Below are 11,608 nucleotides of genomic sequence, written 5' to 3'. Positions count from 1 at the left end.
GCGGTGGGATCGGCAGGGTCGCGTCTCCGCGGGAACGGGACGGGAACGCGGCGGGATCGACTCGGTCGCGTCTCCGCGGGAACGCCGGTCGTCAGGTGCCGGACGGCCCGTCCCCGCTCGTGAGGCGGCGGAGCCGGTCGCGGTGGTCCGCGAGGACCCCGACCGCATGCCGCAGGTCCATCCGGTCGCCGCTCGGGGGCAGCGCGTCGCCGAGCGCCGGCTCACCCGCGGGGAACAAGACCCTGCCCATCGCCGCGGCGTCCTCCGCCGCGCACGCCGTCCGGTCCGGGAGGTCAGCAGTCCGGCCGGAGCGTTGACCGGCGGAGGGGCGTTGACCGGCGGAAGGGCCGGTCCGCCGGAGCGATCGGCCCTCCGGACGGCTGCCGGTGCGGAGGCCCCGCCGTCCGGCCGCGGCCCGTCTCCGACGAGCCGACCGCGTCCCCTGGGCGTCCTCGGCCCGGCGGGCGACACGCACCGGCCGCCGGCCGACCTCGTCGTCGATCGGGTGCACGCCGGTGAACGGGTCGAGCGTCGTCGGCTCGGCTGCCGCGTCCCGGGGCTGCGAGGTGTCGTGGAGGCCGGCCAGGCCGCCGTGGAAGGCCGCGTCGGCGGTGCCCCAGACGTACCGCCCGTCGGGTGCCGTGACCGCGAGCCGGCCGTCGACCCGGGCCACGACCAGGTCGCGGTCGTGCACCAGGCCGTGGTCGACATCGCAGAGCAGGACGAGGTTGTCCAGGTCGGTGCGACCGCCGAAGGACCAGTGGCGCAGGTGGTGGGCGTGGAGTCGCTCGACGCGCGTCTCCGGGCAGCCGGGCCGTGCGCAGCCGCCGTCGCGACGCAGCAGCGCCCGCCGCTGTCCCTTGCTGGCGCGTCGCCGTCCGCGGCCGAGGGCGAGGGGCTCGCGGCCGCGCTCCAGCATGATCACGGCGGTGGCGTCGCAGAGCACGCGCCGGGCCTGGGCCGGCGTCAGGGCCGGACCGCCCTCCAGGTGCGCCCGGCCGGCCGCGGTGTCGTCGGCGAGGACGGCAGCGTCGACGTGCACGACGACCTCGCGCCGGGGCGGGTCGCCGGGACGGCGGTCGGCGTCCACCCCGGCCCGGGCGAGCGAGGCGAGCGCGCTCAGCCGGCGGGCGGTGGTGCGTTCGCGGGCCAGCCCGGCCAGCTCGTCGTCGTCCGCACAGCGACGGTGCAGCTCCTGCCGCTCCTGCCAGTCCGATCCCCGGGCCGGACCGGCCTCCCGGGTGCGCGCGTTCTGCGCCCGCTCGCGCCGGGCCTCGCGCTCGGCGACCGACTCGATGGCGGCCAGCACTTCCGCGCCGGGTTCGGGACGCATCCGCAGCCGCAGGGTCAGCATCCCGTCGTCGTCCCAGGAGTACTCGAAGGACTCCTGGGACCCGGGCCGGTCACGCTCCTCGTCGTCGGCACGGTCGGTGCGGCGCCAGGAGCGGACGAAGCGCTCGAGCTGGGCGGCGGTGGTGTCGACGGCGAGGTCGAGCAGCGCCTCCTCGGTGTCGGGCTCGGCGATGCGCGTCAGCGCCCGCACCGTGGAGTAGGACAGCCGCCCGTCGGCGAAGGCCGCCTCGGCGAGCGGCAGCAGGCGCAGGGCCCGGGCCACGCGGACGTGCTCTCTCGCGGCACCCGGTGTCAGGCCGCACTGCCACGCCAGCCAGTGCCCGCAGGACCGGATGCCCCACCCGTGCCAGCCGTCGCGCTCGTCGAACTCGGCCACGAGGCACAGCCACGAGGCGGTGGCGGCCGCCAGCCGGACGGCGCCGGCGGTGATCGCCCGGGCCAGTTCGGGCAGCGGGCTGCCGGAGGGGTGCGGAGTGCTGCTCGGCTCGGGCACGGCGCCTCCTCGTCGATCGTGTGTTCGGAGGCTATGGCCGACCAGTGACGGAAACCGCAGGTCACGAGCGTGGGGGCGTTGCCGCGGAGACGCGGCCGGACGTCAGCGCAGGTGCGGGTGGCGGGAGCCGACCTCGGCGGAGTCGGCGGCCGCGCGGCCGGCTCACCAGCCCGCGGCGTCCGCCGGGGAGCGGCCGCGGCTGCTGCGGACGCGGGGGAACAGCCCGGTGAACGCGTCGTCGACCGCCTCCTGCCGCGAGCGCAGGACGGGCAGCAGGTCCACGCCCTGCTCCGTCGCCGCGGCCGCCGCGGCCCGGTCGCGCGCGCTGGTCAGCCGCTCACCGATGCGGCTCGCGTAACCGAGCAGGAACGCCCGGCGGAACGAGCGGGAGGCCGACCCCCGGCGCGCCGCCCGCTCCGCGGCCCCGAGGGCCTGGCCGACCTGGAGCAGCAGCGAGGTGAACAGCAGCTCGACGGCGTCGAGGTCGCAGGTGTTGCCGACCAGGGTGGCGATGCCGAGACCCTGGTACCAGACCAGCCGCACGCCGTTGGCCTCGGCGACCGCCCCCAGCAGCTGCACCTTGGCCCGCACGTACGGGTCGTCGACGTGGACCCGGCGGGTGCCCACGCCCGTCCGGGCCGCCCCGTCGCCGGCCTCCAGCAGTGCGGAGTCGACCGCGTGGCGGGTCATCAGCTCCTGCGCCTTGGCGGTGAGCGCCTCGGCCTCGTCCGGGAACCCCGTGGACTCCGCCTTGGCCAGCAGCGCCCGGATGCGGCGCAGCGCCCGGGCGTCGTCGGGCGCGGACGCCGGCTCCGCCCGGCGCGCCGCCGGGCCCCAGCGCGAGGGCGGCGGCAGCAACTGGTCGATCCGCGCCAGCGTGCGCAGCGTCGCGGCCACGATCAGCACCTCCCGCCACGCCTCGCCGGCCGACCGGCCCTCGGCGCGGTGCCAGGCGGCCACCACGGCGGGGTCGCCGGCCGGGGTGCCGGCGCCCAGCGCCCCCAGCTCGCGGAGCTGGTCGACCCAGCCCTGCGGCGCCCGGGAGGCGGCGTCGGAGCGGCGGGCGTCCTCGGCGATGAGGGCGACCACCAGCCGGGCCGCGCGGGTGGTCGCCCGGCGGCGGACCGCGTGGGCGACGTCGGCCGGCTGCCAGCCCCGCTCCCACGCGTCCGCCAGGGCCGACAGCAGCGCCCCGGTGGCCCCGCCCGACCCGTCGACCGCCGGGTCGCGTCCGGCCAGGACGGCGGCCACCGCGCCCGCGTCGGCGCCGTCGGCGTGCCAGTCGCCGCCGAGCAGCAGGGTCCGCAGCCAGGTGTCGTCCGCCGTCGTCGCCATGCCGGCGATGCTCTCCCGGCGGCGCGGCGCCGTCGCGGAGGCGCTGTGGACGGCCGGCCCCTGTCCACAGGCCCGCGCGGGTGCACCGCGGATCACCGCGGACGGGCGAGCCACTCCCGTTCGATCCGGTCCGCCGGCGCCGGGCGGCCCAGCAGGTAGCCCTGGACCTGCGGGCAGCCGAGCTCCCGGAGGCGCCGCAGCTGCTCCTCGGTCTCCACGCCCTCGGCGGTGACGGTGGCCCCCAGGTGGTGGGCGAGCGCGAGGACGGCGGAGACGATCGCGTCGGTCGGGCGGTCGTCAGGCAGCCGCGCGACGAAGGAGCGGTCGAGCTTGAAGGCCTGCGGCGTCCGCTCGCGCAGCGCGGCGAAGCTGGAGTAGCCGGTGCCGAAGTCGTCCACGGCCAGCACGACGCCGGCCGCGGTGAACTGCTCCAGGGCCGCCCGCGCGCCCGGCTCCACGGCGCAGGACTCGGTCATCTCCAGTTCGAGGGCGTCCGCGGGCAGCCCGACGCGGTCGAGCAGCGCGAGCACCCAGGGCGCGAAGTCGGCCGGGAGCAGCTGGCGGGTCGAGACGTTGACCGCCACGCGGGGGGTGGCGGCCCCGAAGACCCGGCGCCACCGCGCGGCCTGCGCGCAGGCCTGCTCGAGCACCTGCGCGCCGAGCTCGTGGATCAGCCCGGTCTCCTCGGCGGCGGCGATGAACTCCGCCGCCGGCACCTCGCCGCGCTCGTCGTCGTGCCACCGCGCGAGCGCCTCGACGGTCACCAGCCGGCCGTCGGCCACCCGCACGATCGGCTGGTAGGCGACCGTGACCGCCCCGGCGCCGACCGCGCGGCGCAGCGCGGCGCGCAGCCCCAGCCGGTCCCGGGTCCGCCGGCGCAGCGGCTCGTTGAACAGCTCGTAGCGGTGCCCGCCCCTCGCCTTGGCCCGCTGCAGGGCCATGTCGGCCGCCCGGAGCACCTCCTCGGCGTGCCCGCCCCCGTCCGCCCCGGACGCGGCGTCCTGCTCCTCGCGCAGCCGCGGCCCGGCCAGGCCCTCCGCGTCGGCGACCGCGATCCCGACGCTGACCGTCACGACGACCTCCCGGCCGTCGACGGCGTAGGGCTCGGCCAGCGCCGCCAGCAGCCGCTCGGCCACCCCGGCCGCCTCCTCCGCGCCGGTCACGCCGTCGAGCAGGACGGCCATCTCGTCCCCGCCGAGGCGGCTGACTAGGTCGGCGGGCCGCACCGCCTGCTCCAGCCGGCGCGCGACCGCCACGAGCAGCTCGTCGCCGGCGTCGTGCCCGAGCTGGTCGTTGACGCCCTTGAAGCCGTCCAGGTCGCAGTAGAGCACCGCGAACCGGGCGTCGGGACTGCGCTCGGTGCGGTGGGCCGCGGCGTCGACCCGGTCCATCAGCAGCACCCGGTTGGCCAGCCCCGTGAGCGAGTCGTGGACCGCCGCGTGCTCGGCTGCCGCGATGCTGGCCTGCCGGCCGGTGACCAGCGCGCCGAGGGTCAGGCCGGCCAGGGTGAGGGTCACCAGGCCCAGCTGCAGTCGCAGGGGGTTCTCCACGACGTCCCGGCCGACCAGGGCCACGGCCAGGGCGTTGGCGACGAGCACGGCGAGGGCCACCCGGGGCAGCCCGCCACGGACGGCGATCCAGATGAGCGGCACGTACACCAGGTAGGCCAGGTCCAGCCCGCCGACCGACGGCTCGCCGTAGGCGAGGTACACCGTCGTCAGCAGCAGGACGGCCTGCCCGGCGACCTCCAGCTCCCGGTCCAGCAGGCGGGCGGCGAGGCGGCCGAGCCAGCGCGGGCGCACCCGGTCCGGCCAGGACGCGTGCCCCCGTCCGGTCCGCGGCGCCTCGGGGGGCGCCGGCCGGTCGCGCCAGAGCGCGGGCACCCGCCGGCTCGCGACGAGCAGCGCGGGCGCCAGCACCCCGACACCCGTGGCGCGCCCGGACCAGAAGCCGAGGACGGCCCGGAACCACTCCCCCCAGGTCAGCAGGCCCGTGACGGTGTACTGCAGGACCTGCACGACGGCGACGACGAACGGCCCGGCGACGGCGGCCAGCCCGAGGAACCACGCGACGTCACGCTGGCCGGGCAGGCGGGGGTCGATCCGGAGGCGCCGGAGCAGGACCCAGGCCACGGCCGTGTAGACGGCGGTGCCGAACGCGCCGCTGAGCCAGACGCTGGCCCAGCTCACCTCCGGACTGCTCAGCACCAGTCCGTGCAGGGGGTTGGTCAGCAGCAGGAGCGGGGCGTAGCGCAGCCCGAACACGAGCAGCAGGGTGAAGCTGAGTCCCGTCGGCGGGTACCACAGCGACACCTCCTGCCGGGCCTGGAAGACGCTGGCGACGACGTCGAGGCCCAGCCAGAGCCCGAGGTAGACCACCGAGACGATCAGCGGACCGCGCCACCGGCGCATGCTCGTCGCGTCCCCCTGTCCCCGGCGGCCGGGCCGGCACCGGCTGCCTGCTCCCTGCCCCAGGCCCGCAGCCCTACACCCGGCTCCTACCCTGCGGCGGTGACGACCAGCTACCGGATCGCCGAGGCCGCGGCGCTGCTCGGGGTCAGCGACGACACAGTCCGCCGCTGGGTCGACAGCGGCCGGCTGCCCGCGCACCGCGACGGCGGCGGCCCGGCCGTCGTCGACGGCGCCGACCTCGCCCGCGTCGCCGCCGCCCTGCACGAGGCGCCCGAGCCCGGCACCACCCGCGGGTCCTCGGCCCGCAACCGGCTGGCGGGCATCGTCACGCGGGTCGTCCGCGACACCGTGATGGCGCAGGTGGAGATCCAGGCCGGGCCCTTCCGGCTGGTCTCGCTGATGTCCCGCGAGGCCGCCGACGAGCTCGGCTTGGAGGTCGGCGTCCGCGCGGTGGCCACGGTCAAGGCGACGCAGGTCAGCGTCGACGTCCCCTGAGGCCGCGACGGTGGGAAACGGAGATGCGGACGTACCGGCCGATCGGGTAGCCGCAAGTCCGGAGCGGACTGGGCTATGGTCCCGCGAGCGCGGATCGGGAGGTCCGCCCGGCGGGGAGGAGACCCGATGCGCAGGCGGACGGCGGCGGTGCTGGCGGTGGTGGCGCTGGCGGCCGCCGGCTGCGGGGGCGGGGACGACGACGCGGCGGCGTCGACGGCGGAGACGTCGGGGACCTCCTCGAGCGGGCCCACCGGCACGGTGACCGTCTTCGCCGCCGCCTCGCTCACCGACGTCTTCACCGACCTCGGCCGGCGGCTGGAGGACGGCAACGACGGCCTCGACGTGCAGTTCAACTTCGCCGGCAGCTCGGCCCTGGCCACCCAGCTCACCCAGGGCGCCCCGGCCGACGTCTTCGCCTCGGCCAACGGCACGCAGATGTCGGTCGTCACCGACGCCGGCCTCGCCGACGGCGACCCCACCGTGTTCACCGGCAACGTCCTGGAGATCGCCGTCCCCGCGGGCAACCCGGCCGGGATCACCGGGCTGGCCGACTTCGGCCGCGAGGAGCTCACCCTCGCCGTCTGCGCGCCCGAGGTGCCCTGCGGCGCGGCCGCCGAGGACGTCTTCGCCGCCGCCGGCGTGACCGCGCGCCCCGACACCCAGGAGGAGGACGTGCGCGCCGCGCTGACCAAGGTCGAGCTCGGCGAGGTCGACGCCGCACTGGTCTACGCCACCGACGTCACCGCCGCCGGCGACGCCGTCGAGGGCGTCCCCTTTCCGGGGGCCGAGGACGCCGTCAACGAGTACCCGCTGTGCACGCTGGCCGCCGCTCCCAACCCCGACGGCGCCCGGGCCTTCGTCGACCTGGTGCTCTCCGAGGAGGGACGGCGGGCGCTCGCGGACGCCGGCTTCCGCACCCCGTGAGGCGCCCCCGGACCCCCGCGCCGCTCCTGGTCCCCGCCGCCCTCGCCGTCGCGTTCCTCGTCCTGCCCCTGGTCGGGCTGCTCGTGCGGACGCCGTGGTCGCAGCTGGGCACCCTGCTCACGGCGCCCGGCGTCGGGCAGGCGCTGCGCCTCTCGCTGGTCTCGGCGACGCTCGCCACCGCCGTCTCCGTCGTCCTCGGCGTGCCGCTGGCCTGGGTGCTGGCCCGGTCCACGGCGCGTGGGCGGGCGGTCCTGCGCGCGCTGGTCACCGTGCCGCTGGTGCTGCCCCCGGTCGTCGGCGGTGTCGCGCTGTTCCTCGTGCTCGGCCGCCAGGGGATCGTCGGCAGCTGGCTGGCCGCGGCCACCGGCACCACCATCCCGTTCACCACCGCCGCCGTCGTCATCGCCGAGACGTTCGTGGCCATGCCGTTCCTCGTCATCAGCGTCGAGGGCGCGCTGCGGGCCGCCGACGCCCGCTTCGAGGACGCCGCCGCCACCCTCGGCGCCGACCGCTGGACCACCTTCCGCCGGGTCACCCTGCCGCTGGTCGCGCCGGGCGTGGCCGCCGGCGCGGTGCTGTGCTGGGCGCGGGCGCTGGGGGAGTTCGGCGCGACGATCACCTTCGCCGGCAACTTCCCGGGGACGACGCAGACCATGCCGCTCGCGGTCTACCTGGCCCTGCAGCGCGACCCGCAGGCGGCGATCGTGCTCTCCCTGGTGCTGCTCGTCGTCTCGGTGGCCACGCTCCTGCTGCTGCGCGACCGCTGGCTGGGCCGCGGGGCCGCGGCGTGACCGTGGAGGCGCGCGTCGTCGTCCGCCGGGGCGCGCTCACCGTCGACGTCGACCTCGCCGTCGCCGACGGGGAGGTGCTCGCCGTCCTCGGGCCCAACGGCGCGGGCAAGTCCACGCTGCTGCGGGTGCTCGCCGGCCTGCTCCCCCCTGACGGCGGCCGGGTCGCCGTCGACGGGCAGGTCTGGGACGGCGCCGGCGTGCACCTGCCCGCGCACCGCCGCTCCCTCGGGATGGTCTTCCAGGACCACCTGCTCTTCCCGCACCTGAGCGTGCGCGAGAACGTCGCCTTCGGCCCGCGGACGCGGGGGGTGCCGAGGGCCGCGGCGCGGCGGGCGGCCGACGCGTGGCTCGAGCGGGTGGGGCTGGCCGGGCTGGGGGACCGCCGTCCCGGGCAGCTGTCGGGTGGTCAGGCGCAGCGGGCGGCGCTGGCCCGGGCGCTGGTGGGCGACCCGGCGCTGCTGCTGCTCGACGAACCGCTCTCGGCCCTCGACGCGCGGACCCGGCTGTCCGTCCGCGCCGAGCTGCGCCGCCACCTCGCCGACTTCGGGGGCAGCACCGTCCTGGTCACCCACGACCCCGTCGACGCGATGGCGCTGGCCGACCGGGTGCTCGTCGTGGAGGACGGCGCCGTGGTGCAGGCCGGCACCCCGGCCGACGTGGCCCGGCACCCGCGCACCGACTACGTCGCCCGGCTGGTGGGCCTCTCGCTGCTGCCGGGCACGGGGGAGGGCGGGGTGGTGCGGCTGGACGGCGGCGGCCGCGTGGCGGTCGCGGCGGAGGCGGCGGGGCCGGTCTTCGTGGCCGTCCGCCCGGAGTCGGTCGCGCTCTACCCGACGCGGCCCGCGGGCAGCCCGCGCAACGCCTGGCCGGTGCGGCTGGCCGGCGCGACGCCGCACGGCTCGACGGTGCGCTGCGAGCTCGACGGCGAGGTGCCGCTGGTCGCCGACGTCACCGCCACCGCCTTCGCCGAGCTGGGCCTGGCGCCGGGGTCGCCGGTGTGGGCGGTGGTGAAGGCCTCCGAGGTCGCCGTCTACACCCGGTGACAGGGTGGCGGGCATGAGCACGGTCGCCGGTCTGGTCCTCGCCGCGGGCGGGGGACGCCGCTACGGCATGCCCAAGGCGCTGGTCGAGCACGGTGGCAGCCTGCTGGTCGAGCGGGCGGTGCGGACGGCGCGGGCGGTGTGCGACCCGGTGCTCGTCGTCCTCGGCGCCCGGGCGGTCGACGTCTGGCGGACGGCGGACCTCGACGGCGCCACGGTGCTGGCCAACCGCGACTGGGAGACCGGGATGGCCTCGAGCCTGCGCACCGGCCTCGACGGGCTGCGCGGCTGGCCGGGGCGGGTCGACGCCGTCCTGGTCACGCTGGTCGACATGCCGGGGATGACGCCCGAGGCGCTGGCGGCGGTGGCCGCGCACGCCGCCCCGGACGCGCTGGCCGTCGCCACCTACGACGGCGTCCGCGGGCACCCGGTGCTGCTCGGCCGGGAGCACTGGGCCGGCGTGGCCGCGACCGCGACCGGCGACGAGGGCGCCCGCCGCTACCTGGCCGCGCACGACGTCACCGAGGTCGACTGCACCGGCCTGGCCGACCCGGTCGACCTCGACGTGCCGCCCGGCGGGGTAGCTTCGGGCCCGTGATCGCCGGGCACCTGATCGCCAGAGTCGTCGACGAGCCGCTGTCGGTCGCCGAGCACGAGCAGGCGGTGGCCGACTCCGGTGCCGGCGCCGTCGTCTCCTTCTCCGGCGTGGTCCGGGACTCCGACGGCGGCCGGTCGGTGACCGAGCTGGAGTACGTCGGCCACCCGACCGCCGCGCAGGTCATCACCGAGCTGGCCGAGGAGTTCGCCGCCCGTCCCGAGGTCCGCGCGGTCGCCGTCTCCCACCGGGTGGGCCTGCTCGGCATCGGCGACGTCGCCCTGGCGTGCGCGGTCAGCGCCGCGCACCGCGGGGAGGCCTTCCGCGCCTGCGCCGACCTCGTCGACGAGGTGAAGAAGCGGCTGCCGATCTGGAAGCGGCAGGTCTTCGCCGACGGCGAGGAGGAGTGGGTCGCCTGCCCGTGACGCGCTGACGCCCCGGACCGGGGCGACCGCGTGCCGTGACCGGCCCCTGCCCCTGCGTGCAACCGGACACCTTGACCCGGCGTGGCCCCCGTGGCACAACGGTGCGCGGGCTCGCCGGCCCGTCACCACACCGGACGGAGGGTGCGCCACGTGCTCGTGCCGCAGCGGGACCCCGTCCTGGAGTCGATGCCGCTGGGTTACGTCGCCGTCGACACCGACTGGCGGGTCACCTACGTCAACGCGGTCGCCGAGGCGGTCGTCGGCCGGACCTGGGACGAGCTCGTGGGGCGCGAGTGGTGGTCGGCGTTCCCCGACGACGTCGACAACGAGTTCGGCCGCACCTACCGCGCGGCGGTGGCCACCGGTCACCCGCAGACGGTCGAGGCCTTCCACCCCGAGCCGCTGGACCGCTGGTTCGAGGTGCGGGCCGTCCCGGTGCCCACCGGCCTGGCGCTGTACTTCTCCGACGTCGGCGCCCGCCGGCTCGCGCAGGACCGGCTGGCGCTGCTGGCCCGCGTCGGCGCCGAGCTGACCGGCACGCTGGACCTCGCCGAGGCGGTGCGCCGCATCCCGCGCATGGTCGTGCCCGAGCTGGGCGAGGCCTGCCTGCTCACCGTCCTCGACGACGAGGGCCGGCCGCGCGACCTCGGCTCCTGGCACGGTGACCCCGCGCGCCGCGACGTCCTGGTCCGCTACGCCTCGGTCCGCCTGCCCGGGATGCCCGCCGCCGCACCCGTCGTCCGGGCCCTGGCCGGTGAGACGGTGGCGGCCAGCGGCGCCGAGGTGCTGGCCGCCATCCCCGGTGGCGAGGCGCACGAGCTCTACCGGGAGCTCGGCACACCCGCGGTGCTGGCCGTGCCGCTGCCCGGCCGGGAGCGGGTGATCGGCGCGCTGACCTTCCTCGCCGACACCGGCAGCGTCACCTCCCGCGTCGACCCGCTGACCGCCCGGGAGGTGGCCGGCCGGGTGGGCCTGGCGCTGGACAACGTCCGGCTCTTCGCCCGGCAGCGCCAGCTGGCCGAGGCCCTGCAGCGCAGCCTGCTCACCACGCCCCGCCGCTCGCCGCTGGGCCGCATCGCGGTGCGCTACACGCCGGCCGCCGAGACCGCCCGGGTCGGCGGCGACTGGTACGACGCCTTCACCCAGCCCGGCGGGGGGACGACGCTGGTCATCGGCGACGTCGTCGGCCACGACACGGCGGCCGCGGCGGCCATGGGGCAGCTGCGCTCGCTGCTGCGCGGCATCGCCGCCTACAGCGACGCCGGCCCCGCCGAGGTGCTGCGCGGGCTGGACACCGCGATGGCCACCCTCGGCGTCGACACCTACGCCACGGCGGCCGTCGCCCGCTTCGAGCAGACGGCGGAGGACGCCGCGGCCGGCCGGGTGCGCATGTGCTGGTCCAACGCCGGCCACCTGCCGCCCCTCGTGCTCGACCCCGGCGGCTCCCCGCTGGCGCTGCCCGAGGGCGCCGGCGACCTGCTCCTCGGCGTCGACCCCGACAGCCCGCGCAGCGAGGAGGCGGTGACCCTCGAGCGCGGCACGACCGTGCTGCTGTTCACCGACGGCCTGGTCGAGCGGCGCGGCACCGACCTCGACACCGGCACGGCGCGGCTGGTCGCCACCGCCCGCGAGCTGGCCGACCGGCCGCTCGACGAGCTCTGCGACGACCTCATCGAGCGGCTGGTGCAGGGCCGCCCCGAGGACGACGTCGCGCTCGTGGCCCTCCGCCTGGGCGGCTGACCCGGC

General features: G+C 77.6%; 10 protein-coding genes and 1 pseudogene. 8 read left to right on the top strand and 3 right to left on the bottom strand.

The features are described from left to right. Window positions 1-91: 91 nt before the first annotated feature. The 3 genes from ACU616_RS07440 to ACU616_RS07430 all read right to left on the bottom strand — a co-directional run bounded on the left by ACU616_RS07440 (window position 92) and on the right by ACU616_RS07430 (window position 5,592). Complete coding sequence (locus ACU616_RS07440) at window positions 92-1,846, bottom strand: DUF222 domain-containing protein (protein ID WP_446757839.1); 1,755 nt, start codon at window positions 1,844-1,846, stop codon at window positions 92-94. Between the two features lie 162 nt (window positions 1,847-2,008). Continuing rightward, entirely contained in the window at window positions 2,009-3,181 is a 1,173-nt protein-coding gene (locus ACU616_RS07435) for a DUF2786 domain-containing protein (RefSeq protein WP_446757838.1), read from the bottom strand. Window positions 3,182-3,273: 92 nt separating this feature from the next. After that, window positions 3,274-5,592, bottom strand: a complete 2,319-nt coding sequence (locus tag ACU616_RS07430) for a putative bifunctional diguanylate cyclase/phosphodiesterase (RefSeq protein WP_446757837.1) — start codon at window positions 5,590-5,592, stop codon at window positions 3,274-3,276. A gap of 99 nt (window positions 5,593-5,691) precedes the next feature. Between ACU616_RS07430 and ACU616_RS07425 the strand changes: the two genes are divergently transcribed. From ACU616_RS07425 to ACU616_RS07390, 8 genes and pseudogenes are all read left to right on the top strand, one after another. Then, window positions 5,692-6,087, top strand: coding sequence for a TOBE domain-containing protein (locus ACU616_RS07425; protein WP_446757836.1), 396 nt, complete (start codon window positions 5,692-5,694; stop codon window positions 6,085-6,087). 126 nt (window positions 6,088-6,213) lie between these two features. Next, entirely contained in the window at window positions 6,214-7,011 is a 798-nt protein-coding gene (modA, locus tag ACU616_RS07420) for a molybdate ABC transporter substrate-binding protein (protein WP_446757835.1), read from the top strand. Continuing rightward, on the top strand, window positions 7,008-7,802 hold the full coding sequence (locus tag ACU616_RS07415) for an ABC transporter permease (RefSeq protein WP_446757834.1): 795 nt from the start codon (window positions 7,008-7,010) through the stop codon (window positions 7,800-7,802). The genes modA and ACU616_RS07415 overlap by 4 nt, the downstream gene beginning before the upstream one ends. Window positions 7,803-7,831: 29 nt before the next feature. Then, window positions 7,832-8,269 (top strand): annotated as a pseudogene (locus ACU616_RS07410) (ATP-binding cassette domain-containing protein); the annotation flags it as partial. Window positions 8,270-8,389: 120 nt separating this feature from the next. Beyond that, on the top strand, window positions 8,390-8,845 hold the full coding sequence (locus ACU616_RS07405) for a TOBE domain-containing protein (protein ID WP_446761458.1): 456 nt from the start codon (window positions 8,390-8,392) through the stop codon (window positions 8,843-8,845). Window positions 8,846-8,858: 13 nt separating this feature from the next. Continuing rightward, window positions 8,859-9,440 carry a nucleotidyltransferase family protein gene (locus ACU616_RS07400; RefSeq protein WP_446757833.1) on the top strand — a complete coding sequence of 194 codons (582 nt, stop codon included), beginning with the start codon at window positions 8,859-8,861 and terminating at the stop codon, window positions 9,438-9,440. Then, window positions 9,437-9,862 carry a molybdenum cofactor biosynthesis protein MoaE gene (locus ACU616_RS07395; RefSeq protein ID WP_446757832.1) on the top strand — a complete coding sequence of 142 codons (426 nt, stop codon included), beginning with the start codon at window positions 9,437-9,439 and terminating at the stop codon, window positions 9,860-9,862. The genes ACU616_RS07400 and ACU616_RS07395 overlap by 4 nt, the downstream gene beginning before the upstream one ends. Window positions 9,863-10,012: 150 nt before the next feature. Continuing rightward, window positions 10,013-11,602 (top strand): SpoIIE family protein phosphatase, encoded by a 1,590-nt coding sequence (locus tag ACU616_RS07390; RefSeq protein ID WP_446757831.1) that lies wholly within the window; start codon window positions 10,013-10,015, stop codon window positions 11,600-11,602. Window positions 11,603-11,608 lie beyond the last annotated feature (6 nt).

This window comes from Geodermatophilus sp. URMC 62, from assembly GCF_052931475.1.
This window is presented reverse-complemented; position numbering and strand designations above follow the sequence as displayed.